This is a genomic window from Streptomyces sp. NPDC089919, assembly GCF_040684615.1.
Taxonomy (GTDB): Bacteria; Actinomycetota; Actinomycetes; order Streptomycetales; family Streptomycetaceae; genus Streptomyces.
The window spans coordinates 36,840-50,977 of the sequence record NZ_JBFBGK010000026.1; the positions used below are offsets into that span (position 1 = coordinate 36,840).

The following is a 14,138-nucleotide window of genomic DNA, read 5'->3' on the forward strand; positions in this document are numbered from 1 at the left end:
CGGTTACCACCACGGGGTGACGACCGGTCGTCGAGGTCCACCGTAGTTTTCCCGGCATGAACTCGGAACAGGACAGGGCACAGGTGGTCGTACGCCTCGACGGCGTACGCAAGGAGTACGGGGACTCGGCCGCCCTCGACGGGGTCTCGCTGGAGATACGGGCCGGTGAGGCGGTCGCGGTGATGGGCCCCTCGGGCTGCGGCAAGTCCACGCTGCTCAACATGGTCGCCGGGCTCGACCGCCCGACGGCCGGCTCGGTCGTCGTGCACGGCGAGGACCTGGGCACGCTCAGCGAGACCGGGCTGGCGCTCTACCGGCGGCGGCGGGTCGGCATGGTCTTCCAGTTCTTCAACCTGATCGACGACCTGTCGGCGCTGGACAACGTCGCGCTGGCCGCACAGTTGACCGGCAGCCCGGCGCGGCAGGCCCGGCGCCGCGCCCTCGAACTCCTCGACGAGCTGGGCATCGCCGGCCGCCGCAACGCCTATCCGGCGGCCCTCAGCGGCGGCGAGCGCCAACGCGTGGCCGTGGCCCGTGCCCTGATGAACCGTCCGGCCGTACTGCTGGCGGACGAGCCGACCGGCGCGCTGGACAGCCGGGCCGGTGAACAGGTGATGGACCTGCTGATCGACCTCAACCAGATCGGCCAGACGCTGCTGATGGTCACCCACGACCCGCAGCTGGCCACCCGCTGCGCCAGCCGGCTGATCGAGTTCGCCGACGGCAAGGTGGTCCGCGAGAGCGCCCTGGAGCGTACGGCGTGAGCGCGGTGTGGCGGGCCTCGCGCGCGGCGGTCCGGCGGCGCAGGCTCCAGACCCTGGTCATCGGGCTGGTCGTCCTCACCTCCTCGGTCGCGCTGGTGGTGGCCCTCGGACTGATCAGTGCGGCCTCGGCGCCCTTCGACGACACCTTCGGCCGGCAGCGCGGCGCCCACGCGAGCGCCGTCTTCGACTCGTCCCGGGCCACCGGCCCCGAGCTCCGGCGGGCCGCCCAGCGGCCGGGGGTCACCGCGGTGGCCGGCCCCTTCCCGGTCGCCACCTTCTACGTCGAGGCCGCCACGGGCGAGCCGCGGCCCGGGGTGGACCCGCTGCCGCCCGGACCGGTCACCGTGGTGGGCCGCCCCGATCCGTCCGGCGCGGAGGTGGACCGGGTGGACGTCTGGTCCGGGCGCTGGGCCACGGCGCCCGGCGAGATCGTGCTCATGCGGCCGCCGGCCCAGCGCTGGGCACCGAACGAGGAGCTGGGCAGCCAGGTCCGGCTCCCCGGCGCCCCGCCGCTGACCATCGTCGGCTTCGGCTCCAGCATCAGCCGCACCGCCAACGCCTGGGTGGCGCCCGCCCAGATGCCGGGCCTGCACCCGACCTCCGCCCAGCTCCTCTACCGCTTCGACCGGGCGGGCACGGACGACCAGGTACGGGCGGGCCTGACGGCGGTCAGCACCGGCCTGCGACCCGGGGCGCTGCTCGGCTCGCAGTCGTACCTCACCGTCAAGCAGTCCATGACCAGCGGCGCGCGCATCTACATCCCCTTCCTGACCGCCTTCGGCGTACTCGGCCTGGTGGTGGCGGTGTTGATCGTCGCCAATGTGGTCAGCGGCGCCGTGGTCTCCGGGTACCGGCACATCGGGGTGCTCAAGGCCGTGGGCTTCACGCCGAACCAAGTGGTGGGCGTGTACCTGGTGATGGTCCTCTTCCCCGGTCTGGTCGGCAGCGCCCTCGGCACCGCGGCCGGGGTCCTCGCGGCGGATCCGCTCCTGAAGGTGGTCTTCTCCGGATTCAATTCCGGTTACTTCACGCCGGAGTTGAGCCCTTGGACAGCCGTGGTGACGCTGCTGGGGATGCCCGTGGTGGTCGCGCTGGCCGCGCTGCTGCCGGCCCTGCGGGCCCACCGGCTGCCGGCGGTCCGGGCGATCAGCGCGGGCAGCGCGCCGAGCGCCGGACGCGGTCTGAAGGTCCAGAGGTGGCTCGGCCGGACCCGGTTGCCGCGTCCCGTCAGCCTGGGCGTCGGGCAGCTCTTCGCCCGGCCGGCCCGGACCGCGATGACGCTCGCGGCACTCGTCCTGGGCGTCACCACCGTCACCCTGGCCACCGGACTCACCACCACCGTCGACCGGTTCATGGGCGCCCAGGGCCCGTCGGCCCAGTCTGTCGTCTACCTGAACGCGGGCGGCGACACCGTGGCGAAGATGACCACCGACGAGGTGGAAGCGCTGCTGCGCAGACTGCCCGGCGCGCGCCACATCACCCCGATCGCCCCGACCGAACTGCACGTGGTCGGCGAATCGACCCTGGTACGGGGCTGGTTCACGAAGCCGGACCGCGACGCGGAGTACCGGGAGGGCACCCTCGTCAAGGGCCGCTGGACCGAGCAGGCCGGGGAGATCGTCGCCCCGGGGGCCTTCCTGAAGAAGCGCGGTCTGGGGATCGGGGACCACCTCACCCTGGAGCGCGACAAGCGGCGGACCCGGGTGACCGTCGTCGGCGAGACCCTGGCCGGCGACTGGGACACCCTCTCCTCCAACTGGCAGACGCTGACGGCCCTCAACCCGGCCCCCGTGCCGAACCAGTTCTACGTCGAGCTGGACCCCGGTACCGACGTCAAGGCCTACAACGCCGCGGCCAGGACCGCCGAGCCGGCCCTCAATCCGACCGCGAGCGGCGGCGTGGACGCCAGCACGGTCAGCATCGTCGGCTCCTCGGTCCTGCTCACCGTCCTGCTGGGTACGGTGGCGGCGCTCGGCGTCTTCAACACCGTCCTGCTCAACACCCGCGAACGGCGCCGCGACCTCGGCATGCTCAAGTCGATCGGCATGACGCCGCGCCAGGTGACGGCGATGGTCGTGGTCTCGATGGCCGCCCTCGGCGTGGTCGGCGGCCTGGTCGGGCTGCCGCTCGGGATGGCCACCCACCACGTGGTCGTCACGTCGATGGCCGAGGCGATGGGCTCCGACTTCCCGCCGAACCTGCTGCGCGTCTGGCAGACCCCCGGCCTGACGCTGCTCACGCTGGCGGGCGTGGCCATCGCGGTCCTGGGGGCGCTGCTGCCGGCCCGCTCGGCGGCCCGGCTCACGATCGCCGAGGTCCTGCGGAGCGAGTGAGCCGGCGGGGCGGCCGGGGCGCCGGCCGGGCGCCCCGGTCGGCCCTCCGAGCCGCCGCCCGGGCGTCCGCGACGGCCTGGCGCGTGCCCCTGGTCGGGCCCCTGCGCCGCAAGGTCCCAGGCCGCTGCGAACGACGGGTGTCAGCCCGTGCGGGCCTCCGCCTCGCGCAGAGCGCGGGCTGCCGTCTCGGCGGCCCGCTCGGCCTTCGTCCGCGCCCGGAGTGCCTGGTCGTGGCGGGTACGGGCGGTACGGGCGGCCTGCTCGGCACTGTCCAGTCGCGGCCGGAGGCCCTGTATCTCCGCACGCAGCGTCTCCGCCTCGGCCCGGGCCCGGTCCAGCTCCTCGGCGGCCGCCTCGGCCTCGGTCCGGATGCCATCCAGCTCGGCCGCGGCCTCTTCCGCGGCGGCCCGGGCGCGAGCCACGGCCTCGGCGGCGGCTTCGAGCCGGGCGGCCTCCGCGGCCTCCGCGGCTTTGACCCGGGCGGCTTCCGCGGCCTTCGCCGCCTTGGCACGGGCTGCTTCCGCAGCCTTCGTGGTCCGGGTGGTCCCCGCTGCCGCGGCGCCCTTGGGCCGAGTTCCTTCCGCGGCCTCCCCGCCCCCGAGCCCAGCAGCCTCCGCCGCACGCCGGTCCCCCGCCCCCGGCCCCTTCGTACGCCGCTCCGCAGGCGGCGAGCCGGCGCCTCCCGCCCCCGGCCCGGGTCCCAGCCCCTCGAAGCCGACATGCGCCTCAGGTGCGGCCGTGAGCCGTCCGGCGGCCCAGGTACGGGCGCCCTCCTCGTCCGCCAGCAGGGCGTGGAAGACCTCCCCCAGGTCCCGCAGGGCCGTCTCGCTCAGCCGCTCCCCCGCCTCGGCCGCGACCTGACCGGCCTCCCGGGCCAGTGCCGCCGTCACCCGGTGCTGCTCGTGCGAGAGGGCCCGGAGCTGCGCACCGTCCAGCTCGCGGTGCGCGGTCCGCAGCTGCTCCCCGAGCCGCAGCAGCGCCGCGGCCCGCTCCGGCCGGGCCCGAGCGAAATGGTTCGCGGCCCACACGACGAGGGTCGGCTTGCGCAACCGCTCGATCGCGCGGGCCGCCTCGGCGTCCCCCTCCGTTCGGGCCCGCGCCACCAGTACCCCCCGCGCCGCCACGAACCCGCTCGGCCGCACCCCGTACAGCTCCGCGATCACCGCCTCCATGTCCACCCCACCACCATCACCCCCACCCCGGCTCCCCGCCCACCCGGAACAGCTCCGGGCCGGACGTAACGCCGAAGCAGGGGTGTGTTCTGCTCCCGCTGGGGAACAAGCCGTGGATCAGTCCCGGCGCCGATCTGGGCACCACCAAGCGGGCCCGCGGCGGCGTGCCGGGGACGAGGAGGCCTCTCATGGCTACCGACATCGAGGCGCGGGACGACCGCCGGGCGAACGCCGGCACGGTGGCTCCGGTATCGACCGTCATCCACGTGACCGGCGAGCTCGACTGCGAGCACGCGGACGCGCTCGAGGCGATTCTCGCAGCTCCCCACCCCGTCGGGCCGACCGCCGGGTCAGGGCATCATGAACCCTGACAGGGGCGGGCGGGCGAGCAAGGGCGCGGGGGCACGGGTGGATCTGATCAGCCTCACGGACGGCGACAACAGCTTCCGGGTGCGCGTGCGGGGACGCAGATCGCCGGGCGTGCTGCACCTCCACGATCTGCTCGACGCGGAGGTCGTCATCAGCAGCAGCTTCGTCAGCGGCCGACTGGGCACGGCCCTGCGACCTGCCGACCTGGACACCTGGGACCGCGCACTGGACCGTCTTGCCGACGGTCAGGAGATCTGCTGGAAGGACGACGACCACAGTCCCGAGATCCGGATCCACCCCCACGACGAGGAGCAAGGGACGGTCGCCGTCCGGGTGGAGGACCTGGGCGCGTCGTGCGTGTCCGTATACATCCCGCTGGCCCTGGAGGAGGGCTGGATCGACGAACAGCGGCGGCTGCTCGGGCAGGTGCGGCAGGAGTGGCCGAGCGAAGTCCTCCAGTCCTCATGGGGCGTCTACGAGTGGCGGCGCTGAGGGTCAACCCCGGTCGGCGCCCGCCGGGGGCGCCCTGAACCGTCACCCGGCCCGGGTGCCCCGGCCCGACCCGGAGGGCTGAGGTCCGTCGGCGTTAGGGTCGGGTGACGGGGCAGGTCACGCCGGTGGCCGGGGCTCCCTCGTACCACCGATCCACTGGAGGAACCCCGCGATGGACGTCGCCGTCTGGGAGGCCCTACGGCGTCGTCCCAGCCGCTTCCTGTTGTCCCTGTGGCCCTTGCGGGTCTGGGCCTTCCTGCTCAGCGGCACCGTACTGGGGGCGCTGCTGCTCCTGGTGCTGGCCGTCCTGCTGTGCGCGGGCATCGGGCTGTCGATGCTCGGGGTCGGGCTGGTGGTCCTGGCCGGGGTGGCGGTGATCGGGATACCCGTCGCCGCACTGGAGCGGCGGCGGTTGCGGCTGGTGGAGCCCGTGCCGATCGCCGACCCGCACGGGTCGCTGCCGGGTACCGGGGTCCTGCCGTGGCTGCGCTGCCGGCTCAAGGAGCGGGCCACCTGGCGGGAGTTGGCGTACGCGCTGCTGTACGCGGTCGTCTTCACGGCGGTCGGCCTCGGCTTCACCGCGCTGCTCGGCCTGGCCGTCATGCTGCTGGTGAGCCCGGTTGTCGTCTGGGCCATCGCACCGGACACGATCATGCTCGTCCCCGGGCAGGCGATCTCCGAGCCCGCGGGTGCCCTGCCCGGCACCCTCGTGGGCCTGGTGGGCCTGGTCCTCGCCGCGTACGTGGGCGCCCTGTTGGCCGGGGTCCAGGTCAGGGCCGCCCAGTTCCTGCTGGGCGCGCGGGAGCCGGAGCTGAACAGCCGGGTCATCGAACTCACCCGCTCCCGCGCCAGGTTGGTGGACGCCTTCGAGGCCGAGCGGCGGCGCATCGAGCGTGATCTGCACGACGGCGCCCAACAGCAGCTGGTGGCCCTGAGCATGACCCTCGGACTGGCCGAACTGGAGCTGCGCGGCCAGGACTCCCCCGCCGGGCCGCTGGTCGCCCGGGCCCGTGGCGAGGCCCGTCAGGCCCTGGAGCAACTGCGCAACCTGGTCCGGGGCATCCACCCGCAGGTGCTCACCGACCACGGCCTCGCCGCGGCGGTGGCCGAACTCTCCCTGCGCAACCCGATCCCGGTCACCGTGGACATCGAACTGCCCCGCCGACTGCCCGCCCCGGTCGAGAACATGGCCTACTTCACCGTCACCGAGGCCCTGGCCAACGCGTCCAAGCACAGCGGCGCCGACGGGGTGGTGGTGCACGGCCGCTTGGAGGGTGCGCAGTTCGTCCTGGTGGTGAGCGACGACGGCCGGGGTGGGGCGGATCCGTCCGCCGGATCCGGTTTGCAAGGATTGGCCGACCGTGTGGCGATCTTGAAGGGCAGGCTGATCGTGAAGAGTCCCGTCGGCGGACCGACCCGGCTGCGGGTGGAGGTGCCGTGCTCCGCGTAGTGCTCGCCGAGGACGCCGTACTGCTGCGCGCCGGGCTCGTGGAAGTGCTCTCCCGGGTCGGCCACGAGGTGGTGGCCGCGGTGGGCGACGCCACGGAACTGGCCCGCGCGGTGGACGCCGACCGGCCCGACGTGGTCATCACCGACGTCCGGATGCCCCCCGGCTTCCGGGACGAGGGGCTGCGCGCCGCACTGGACCTGCGCCGCCGGCATCCGGGCCTGCCGGTCCTGGTGCTCTCCCAGTACGTCGCCACCGCCTACGCCACCCAGCTCTTCGGCGGGGGCGGAGCCGACGCGGGCGGCCTGGGCTACCTCCTCAAGGACCGCGTCGGGGAGGTCTCCGAGTTCCTGGACGCGCTGGACCGGGTGGCCGCCGGCCAGACCGTCATCGACCCGGAGGTGATCCGGGTACTCCTCGGCTCCTCGGACAAGCCCCTGCTCCGCCTGACCCCGCGCGAACGGGAAGTCCTCGCGGTGATGGCCGAAGGCCTCAACAACCAGTCCATCGCCCGCCGGTTGACCATCACCGAGGCGTCCGTGGTCAAGCACGCGAGCAACATCTTCATGAAGCTCGACCTCGACCCGACCGAGGGCAACCGCCGCGTCCTGGCCGTCCTGGCCCACCTGAGGGGCCAGTAAAGGCTGATCTCCCTCGTCGACGTCAGCAGCACCTGCCGCGGAGCCGTGCTCCACGACCGGCGACTTGTCGAGGTCGAGAACCCCGCCGGCCCTGAAGTCCTGGGCCGGGAGCGCCGCCCGGTGCGGGAGTCATCCCTCCGTTTTCGGCTCGATCGGTCGGACGTACCACTCCGAGGCGAAGTCCGCTCGCAGGACCGTCTCTGCCCTCGGGAGGTGGTCGGCGTCGTTGAGGACGACTGCGCTCACCACGATGTGGCTGCTGCCCTCGTCGATCGAGTCACGCGTTTCGTCCGTCCTCGGGTTCGGCGGGACGTCGATGCGGACCGGAGCATCGGCCGGCAGGCCGAGGAGAGCGTCGCGAAGTTCGCCCACGGTCAGTTCCACGGCCTCGTGGCGGTAGCGCTCTATGTTGGTCGTGTCGGACATGCGGCACAGGATAGGCATTCGCGCTCCGGCGGATCATCCGGATTTTGACGGCCGGCGTGCAGCGTCGCCCGGTGCTCGGGGGCTTGCCGGAAGGGCCACCGCCGAGCCGGCGGTTCGGTTCCGCTGCAGGGGACGGTCGGGGTCCAGGAGGGTGTCGAGGTGGTGGGCCGAGGTGTCCCAGGACCAGTGGGTGGCGGCCCAGCCGCGGCCTGCTTCGCCGCGCCGGCGGCGCTCCTCGGGAGAGGTGAGGACTGCGGTCAGGGCCTCGGCCACGGCAGCCGGTGAACGGCCGTCGACCACACTGCCGGTGACCCCGTCCAGGACCGTGTCCGGAGCCCCGCCCGAGTCGCCGGCCACCACCGGGAGCCCGCTGGCGGCCGCCTCGAGGAAGACGATGCCCAGCCCCTCCGCCTCCAGTCCGGCCTTGCGCGTGCGGCAGGGCATCGCGAACACGTCGGCGGCCGCGTAGTACGCCGCGGTCCCGGCATGGTCCAGTCCCCCGGTGAACACCACCCGGCCCGGGGCGTGCCGGGCAGCGAGGCGGCGCAGCCGGCCCGCGTCCGGGCCCTGTCCGACCACCACGAGGACGGCGTCCGGCACCTCCCGCAGGACCGCCGGCATCGCCTCGATCAGTACGTCCTGTCCCTTGCGGCGGACCAGCCGCGAGACGCAGAGGATGATTCGGCGGCCGGTCAGGCGGTGGCGTTCGCGCACCAGCCGGGCCCCATCGGCGTCCTCCTCGCCGGTGCGGAAGGCCGCCGGGTCCACGCCCGGTACCAGCCGCTCCAGCCGCGCCCGCGGACCGAGGGCCGGGGCTATCCGGGCCCGCGTGTACGCCCCGAGGTACGTCACCACGTCGACGTGGTCCCCGACCCGCCGCAGCAGCCGGTCGGCGCCGGGGGTGCGCGCCCACCAGATCTCGTGGCCGTGGGTCGTGGCCACCATCCGCCGGATCCCGCCGCGCCGCAGCTCCGGCGCCATCGCGGCCAGCGGGGCGGCGGCCCCGAACCACACCCGGTCGGCGCCGTGTTCCCGGGCCAGGCCGAGCGCGGTACGGGTGACCCGGCGGGTGGGCAGCAGCGTCCGGGCCCGGTCCCGCACCACCGGGAAGGGCAGGGTCGCGTCGTAGCGCGCGGCGCCGGGCTCGTCCGAGGTGTACACCACCACGTCGTTGCGGGGCAGCCGGGTCGCCATGGCGTGGACGAAGGTTTCGATGCCGCCCTGCCGGGGCGGGAAGTCGTTGGTGACGATCAGCGTGGTCATGGGAGGTCTTGTTCCTCGGTTCGTTCGGGTGGTTCGCGGGTGGTTGAGGGCCCGGTGTCGGGTGTCGGGTGCCGGACGCAGGGGCGCCGGCTGCCGGTCAGGGGTGGAGTGCCGGCCGCCGCCGGTCCGTAGGCGGCCCGCCCACGGCGACCACCCGGCTGCGCCCGGGGCCCGACCGCCTCACCTCGCCTCGTACCAGCCGCGGCCACAGCACCAGGACCACCGGCAGGGCCAGGTACCCGAAGCGGCCGGCCGGGGCGAGCAGGAACGCGAGGGAGAGGCCGAGGGCGAGCCGGTCGGCCGCGGCGACCAGGTGCCGGGGCGGGCGCAGGACGAGGGAGGCCGCCACCGCGAGGCCGCCCGCGAGCAGCAGGCCGGTGGCCGCGTACCAGCCGGCCGGTCCCAGGTCGGCGAGGAGCTTGCCGGGCATCGGGCTGCCGGCCGGGGTGGTGAACTCGCCCCGGCCGGTGGGGAAGGCGAGGACCTGCTCCGCCATGGCCCGGGGCGAGAGGAGCAGGCCGGGGAGCAGGGCCAGGGCCGTCCCCGTGAAGGCGACGAGCGCGGAGCGGAGCGCCGCCCGCGCCCCGGCGCGGTGGGCGAGCAGGGTCAGGACGACGGGCAGGGCGGGCCAGGCGGTCCACTTCAGGGCACCGGCGGCGGCCAGGGCCAGCCCGGCCGCCACCGGCCGGCCGCCGGCCGCGTACGCGAGGGCCAGGCACAGCAGGCCGGTCAGCGGCAGGTCCACCCCGCTCACCACGAGCGGGAGGGCCACCACCGGGGAGGCCATGAGGGCGCCCAGGGCCGTACGGTTGCCACGATCGGCGGGCCCTGACCCCGACGCGAGGGTACGGCGGCCCGCCCACAGGCAGCCGAAGAGCACCGCCGCGCACCACAACCGGGCGTCCCCGAGGACCCGTACGACCACCTCGTCCGCCCCCAGCACCGCCCGCGGCAGCCCGAGCACCGCCATGCCCGGCAGGTACGGCGTCACCTCGCGCACCGTGCGGGGCGTATCGAGGTACGGCGTCGCCCGCTCGGCCAGCAGCCGGCCCGCCCGCTCGATGACCGCCACCTCGCTCTGCCCGGCCCCGTACACCAGCAGGTACGCCAGCGGCACGAGGACCGCGCCGGTGAGTGCCGTACCGACCGCCAGGGCCCGGGTGCGGTCCCGGTCCGGCCCGCACCCGGCCACGGCCGCCGCCAGGAGGTACCCGACCGCGGCGCAGGCGCCCCAGATCCGGTGGGTGGCCAGGGTGGAGACGAGCGGGAAGGCCCCGGCCCAGGCGGCGGCGAGCAGCCAGCCGGCCACCCACACGGGCTTGCGGTCCAGGGGCCGACGAGCCCTCCGTACGGAGGACGCGGGGGCGAGAACAGGAGGAATCAGCACCCCGTCATTCCACCGAGCGGCCGGCCCGCGGTCATGACGGCCAAGTGGAGACCTGATGGTCGGCTTTACCCCACCATCCCGGCGACGCGTGAGGACATCCGCCCGCACCCGCACGCCGGGAGGGTTGTCATACTCCGAGGATGGAGAGCGGAGAGGTGGCGGCGGCGCGGGTCTGGCTGGCTGAGCAGGGCGTCCGTGAGGTACCCGGCGGGTGGGTGCGCGACGGAGCGCCCGAGGAGCTGCTGACGGCCAACCAGGTGGCCCACTCCTACGCCGCCGACGTGTTCGCCGAGGACCTGGACGCGGGCGAGCGGCTGCGGCTGGCCTTCGGACTCCTCGACCTCCTGGACGAGTACTGGGTCACCTGCGAGATCCGCTTCGAGGACGACGGGCCGGACGGCCCGCTGCCGGCGGACGTGCTGTGGGAGGGCTACCGGCGTCGGCTGGAGGCGGACCGGGACGCCGAGGCCGTCACGTACTCGCTGTGGGTGGACTGGTTCGAGGACCGCACCACGACCGCGGCGGCCTTCACCGCAGTGCTCGGCCGGGACGTCGACCGCATCGTCGCCGGCCCGACGCCGGACCTCCTCCGCCGGGCCGTCCGGGTCCTGGAGTGTTCGGGCCCGGTGCCCTGGGCCGTGAAGGAGCCGGCGTACCGCACCGCGCTGCGGCTGCCGGCCCTGCACCCGGCCCTCTTCAAGGGGCTGTTGTCGAGCTACCACGACGTTTACGGGAACCTCGTACCGGCCGGTGCGCTGGAGCTGCTGCATCGCCTTGAACTCCCGCCGGACACCCGGCACTTCGCCGCGCTCCGGTACGTCCTCGGCGCGGGGCACGCGAACCACCACCGCACGCCCGACGCCTGGGACGAGGCCGTGCACGCCTGCTCGTGAGGCCATGTCCGGCGGCCCGTCACGAGTCATGAGGCCATGCCCGGTGGCCCCTCCTAGCCCATGTCCGTGACGCATGAACGCCCAGGTCCAGACCGGAGGATTTGTGGTCACGCGGCCCGTCAGGCGGCGATCTGACGGCCGGACCCCCGGAACGGCGTATTTCGGCCGACTTCCCCGAGGGCGTGACGGGCGCGTTGACATCTGGAGGGGACTCTCCCAGATTCCGCATTGTCATGTCCATTTTTATCATCAACTCATCCATGAAGGGTGCGCGATGAGACGACGAAGAACCTTCGGGCGGGGCCGGACCCTGCTCTTCGGCCTGGTGCTCGCGCTGGTGGCGATGCTGGCCGGTCCCGCCGCCTCCGGCGCGGCGGCCGGTCCAGCCTGGTGGGAGCCGGTCGCCCGGCCCGCCCCGGACTCCCAGGTGAACGTCACGGGCGAGCCGTTCACCGGTACCGACGCCGCCGGACGGGTCCGCGGCTGGGTGGACGCCCACGTCCACCTGATGTCCGACGAGGCCTTCGGCGGCCGGCTGGTCTGCGGGAAGGTCTTCTCCCCCGCCGGCGCCGCGGACGCCCTGCGGGACTGCCCCGAGCACTACCCCAACGGCGTCCTCGCCCTGTTCGACATGATCACCAAGGGCGGCGACGGCCTGCACGACCCGACCGGCTGGCCCACCTTCAAGGACTGGCCCGCCTACGACTCATCCACCCACCAGCAGACCTACTACGCCTGGGTCGAGCGGGCCTGGCGGGGCGGCCAGCGGGTACTGGTCAACGACATGGTCACCAACGGCGTCATCTGCTCGCTGTACTTCTTCAAGGACCGCGGCTGCGACGAGATGACCTCGATCCGCCTCCAGATCCGCAAGACCTACGAGCTCCAGGACTTCGTCGACCGCATGTACGGCGGCCCCGGCCGCGGCTGGTTCCGGGTCGTCACCGACCCCGCCCAGGCGCGCAAGGTGATCGAGGCGGGCAAGCTCGCGGTCGTCCTCGGCGTCGAGACCTCGGAACCCTTCGGCTGCAAGCAGGTGTTCGACCGGGCGCAGTGCAGCGCGGCCGACATCGAGCGCGGGCTGGACGAGCTGTACGGCCTGGGCGTGCGCAGCATGTTCCTGTGCCACAAGTTCGACAACGCCCTGTGCGGGGTCCGCTTCGACACCGGCACCACCGGAATGGCCATCAACGCCGGGCAGTTCCTGTCCACCGGCACGTTCTGGAGCACGGAGCCCTGCACCGGCCCCGAACACGACAACCCCATCGGCTTCGGCCTCGCCCCCGGTCTCGCCGGCGAGGACGGGCCCGCGGTCCGGACCACGGCCGCCGAGACGGCCGAGGCCCGGGCGCGGATCCAGGCCTCCCTCCCCGCAGGCGTCGAACTCCCGCAGTACAGGGCGACGTTGCAGGACCAGGGCCAGTGCAACCGGCGCGGCCTCACCGCGCTGGGCGAGTACGCGGTACGGGCCATGGTCAAGCGCGGCATGATGCTCGAGGTCGACCACATGAGCGTGAAGGCGGCCGACCGGGCGCTGCGCGTCATGGAGGAGGAGCGCTACCCGGGCGTGCTCTCCACACACGGCTGGATGGACGAGAACTGGACCGAGCGCGTCTACCGGCTCGGCGGCTTCATCACGGGGCACATGTTCGAGGCCCCGGCCTTCGCCGCCGAAGCGCGCAAGTACGCGCCGCTGCGCGCCAAGTACGGCGCCGGGTACGGCATCGGCACCGACATGAACGGCTTCGCCTCGCTGCCCGGGCCGCGGGCGGCGGACGGCAACCCGGTGCGCTACCCCTTCCGCAGCCCCGACGGCGGCTCCGTCCTGGACCGGCAGGTCACCGGCAGCCGGGTCTGGGACGTCAACACCGACGGCGGCGGCACGCACTACGGCCTGATCCCCGACTGGATCGAGGACATCCGGGTGACCGGCGGCCAGGACGTGGTCGACGAGCTGATGCGCGGCGCCGACGGCTACCTGCGCACCTGGCAGGCGTCCCGGCAGCACCTCGGGCCGCAGCTGTCCACGTGCAGCACACCGGCCGATCCGGCCAGGGGGATCACGTACCAGGCCCATGTGGCCGACATCGGCTGGCAGACCTTCCAGGGCGCCGACGGCACCATGGCCGGCACCACCGGACTCTCCGAGTCGATCGAGGCCCTGCGGATCACCGCGCACGGCGCCGGCGACCTGTGGGTCCGGGCCCACGTCCAGGACGTGGGCTGGGGGCCCTGGCAGCAGGTGTCCGACGGCCGGCAGGTCGAGGTGGGCACCGTCGGGCGGCACCTGCGGCTGGAGGCGCTGGAGGTCCGGACCGGCTCGGGCACCGTCGCCGGCCGCGGCCACGTCCAGGACGTGGGCTGGACCGCCCCGGTGACGGGACCGTCCATCACCCTGGGGACGACCGGGCGGAGCCTGCGCCTGGAGGCCCTGTCGCTGAACCTGTGCCGGTGACCTGAGGCTCCCGCGGCGCGGCGGGGCCCGGTCTCCACCGATCGGATGAGACCGGGCCCCGCACCGGCAGGTCCCGGACGTCCGGGCGGTTCGGGCGTTTTAGGTTGGAATCTCCTTGTCCCTTCATGGAGAGGTCCAGCATGCGCGTTCTTCTGACCACCCTGGCCGCCGGCGCCATCGTCTTCGGCGCCGCCGGTATCGCCAGCGCCGACGTGGCCGTGGACTACCACCCGCAGCCCTCGTACACGATCGTCTTCGGCGACTGGCTCCAGTTCGCGGCAGACGACGTGTTCAACGCGGGCCACGACAACATGGTCGGCTCCAACAACTGACCGCCCACCGGCCGGTCCGCCGCCTCGCACCCCGAGCAGGCGGCGGACCGGGCGTGGCGGCGACGGCACGGCGGCGCACCCGGACGAACGGAGCCGGAGCGCCGCCGTCGCCGTGCCCGGGGGCGTTCCATGGGGGTCGTGGTCGAGGGTCATCCGATCGGTTG

General features: G+C 73.9%; 13 protein-coding genes. 9 read left to right on the top strand and 4 right to left on the bottom strand.

The features are described 5' to 3' along the window. Window positions 1-56 precede the first annotated feature (56 nt). Both AB0O40_RS13930 and AB0O40_RS13935 read left to right on the top strand, forming a co-directional pair. A complete protein-coding gene (locus tag AB0O40_RS13930; RefSeq protein ID WP_365039843.1) occupies window positions 57-764 on the top strand; it encodes an ABC transporter ATP-binding protein in 708 nt (235 codons plus the stop codon). Next, window positions 761-3,097, top strand: a complete 2,337-nt coding sequence (locus tag AB0O40_RS13935) for an FtsX-like permease family protein (protein WP_365039846.1) — start codon at window positions 761-763, stop codon at window positions 3,095-3,097. Before AB0O40_RS13930 ends, AB0O40_RS13935 begins: the two co-directional genes overlap by 4 nt. A gap of 140 nt (window positions 3,098-3,237) precedes the next feature. Here AB0O40_RS13935 and AB0O40_RS13940 read toward each other — a convergent pair whose 3' ends face one another. Next, window positions 3,238-4,275: a hypothetical protein gene (locus tag AB0O40_RS13940; protein ID WP_365039849.1), complete on the bottom strand. Its 1,038-nt coding sequence runs from the start codon at window positions 4,273-4,275 to the stop codon at window positions 3,238-3,240. 182 nt (window positions 4,276-4,457) lie between these two features. On the opposite strand from AB0O40_RS13940, the gene AB0O40_RS13945 reads away from it, so the two are divergent. The 4 genes from AB0O40_RS13945 to AB0O40_RS13960 all read left to right on the top strand — a co-directional run bounded on the left by AB0O40_RS13945 (window position 4,458) and on the right by AB0O40_RS13960 (window position 7,218). After that, window positions 4,458-4,640, top strand: a complete 183-nt coding sequence (locus tag AB0O40_RS13945; RefSeq protein WP_365039852.1) for a hypothetical protein — start codon at window positions 4,458-4,460, stop codon at window positions 4,638-4,640. Further along, a complete protein-coding gene (locus AB0O40_RS13950; RefSeq protein WP_365039855.1) occupies window positions 4,630-5,130 on the top strand; it encodes a DUF5959 family protein in 501 nt (166 codons plus the stop codon). Before AB0O40_RS13945 ends, AB0O40_RS13950 begins: the two co-directional genes overlap by 11 nt. A 172-nt stretch (window positions 5,131-5,302) precedes the next feature. Beyond that, a complete protein-coding gene (locus AB0O40_RS13955; protein WP_365039858.1) occupies window positions 5,303-6,580 on the top strand; it encodes a sensor domain-containing protein in 1,278 nt (425 codons plus the stop codon). Further along, on the top strand, window positions 6,568-7,218 hold the full coding sequence (locus tag AB0O40_RS13960) for a response regulator transcription factor (protein ID WP_365039861.1): 651 nt from the start codon (window positions 6,568-6,570) through the stop codon (window positions 7,216-7,218). The genes AB0O40_RS13955 and AB0O40_RS13960 overlap by 13 nt, the downstream gene beginning before the upstream one ends. Window positions 7,219-7,347: 129 nt before the next feature. Here AB0O40_RS13960 and AB0O40_RS13965 read toward each other — a convergent pair whose 3' ends face one another. The 3 genes from AB0O40_RS13965 to AB0O40_RS13975 form a co-directional block, all read right to left on the bottom strand. Next, window positions 7,348-7,644, bottom strand: coding sequence for a DUF6225 family protein (locus tag AB0O40_RS13965; RefSeq protein WP_365039863.1), 297 nt, complete (start codon window positions 7,642-7,644; stop codon window positions 7,348-7,350). Window positions 7,645-7,677: 33 nt separating this feature from the next. After that, complete coding sequence (locus tag AB0O40_RS13970; RefSeq protein ID WP_365039865.1) at window positions 7,678-8,907, bottom strand: glycosyltransferase family 4 protein; 1,230 nt, start codon at window positions 8,905-8,907, stop codon at window positions 7,678-7,680. Between the two features lie 97 nt (window positions 8,908-9,004). Next, window positions 9,005-10,294 carry a glycosyltransferase 87 family protein gene (locus AB0O40_RS13975; RefSeq protein ID WP_365039868.1) on the bottom strand — a complete coding sequence of 430 codons (1,290 nt, stop codon included), beginning with the start codon at window positions 10,292-10,294 and terminating at the stop codon, window positions 9,005-9,007. A 140-nt stretch (window positions 10,295-10,434) separates the two neighbouring features. On the opposite strand from AB0O40_RS13975, the gene AB0O40_RS13980 reads away from it, so the two are divergent. The 3 genes from AB0O40_RS13980 to AB0O40_RS13990 all read left to right on the top strand — a co-directional run bounded on the left by AB0O40_RS13980 (window position 10,435) and on the right by AB0O40_RS13990 (window position 13,974). Then, complete coding sequence (locus AB0O40_RS13980; protein WP_365039871.1) at window positions 10,435-11,187, top strand: hypothetical protein; 753 nt, start codon at window positions 10,435-10,437, stop codon at window positions 11,185-11,187. A 274-nt stretch (window positions 11,188-11,461) separates the two neighbouring features. Then, window positions 11,462-13,642, top strand: a complete 2,181-nt coding sequence (locus tag AB0O40_RS13985; protein WP_365039874.1) for a hypothetical protein — start codon at window positions 11,462-11,464, stop codon at window positions 13,640-13,642. Between the two features lie 140 nt (window positions 13,643-13,782). Beyond that, window positions 13,783-13,974, top strand: a complete 192-nt coding sequence (locus AB0O40_RS13990) for a hypothetical protein (RefSeq protein WP_365039877.1) — start codon at window positions 13,783-13,785, stop codon at window positions 13,972-13,974. The last annotated feature ends 164 nt before the right edge of the window (window positions 13,975-14,138 follow it).

Bases quoted from the DNA above. Each gene is read 5' to 3' on its own strand.
- AB0O40_RS13930 (WP_365039843.1), top strand. From the start codon at position 57: ATGAACTCGGAACAGGACAGGGCACAGGTGGTCGTACGCCTCGACGGC.
- AB0O40_RS13945 (WP_365039852.1), top strand. From the start codon at position 4,458: ATGGCTACCGACATCGAGGCGCGGGACGACCGCCGGGCGAACGCCGGC.
- AB0O40_RS13950 (WP_365039855.1), top strand. From the start codon at position 4,630: ATGAACCCTGACAGGGGCGGGCGGGCGAGCAAGGGCGCGGGGGCACGG.
- AB0O40_RS13955 (WP_365039858.1), top strand. From the start codon at position 5,303: ATGGACGTCGCCGTCTGGGAGGCCCTACGGCGTCGTCCCAGCCGCTTC.
- AB0O40_RS13965 (WP_365039863.1), bottom strand. From the start codon at position 7,644: ATGTCCGACACGACCAACATAGAGCGCTACCGCCACGAGGCCGTGGAA.
- AB0O40_RS13970 (WP_365039865.1), bottom strand. From the start codon at position 8,907: ATGACCACGCTGATCGTCACCAACGACTTCCCGCCCCGGCAGGGCGGC.
- AB0O40_RS13980 (WP_365039871.1), top strand. From the start codon at position 10,435: ATGGAGAGCGGAGAGGTGGCGGCGGCGCGGGTCTGGCTGGCTGAGCAG.
- AB0O40_RS13985 (WP_365039874.1), top strand. From the start codon at position 11,462: ATGAGACGACGAAGAACCTTCGGGCGGGGCCGGACCCTGCTCTTCGGC.
- AB0O40_RS13990 (WP_365039877.1), top strand. From the start codon at position 13,783: ATGCGCGTTCTTCTGACCACCCTGGCCGCCGGCGCCATCGTCTTCGGC.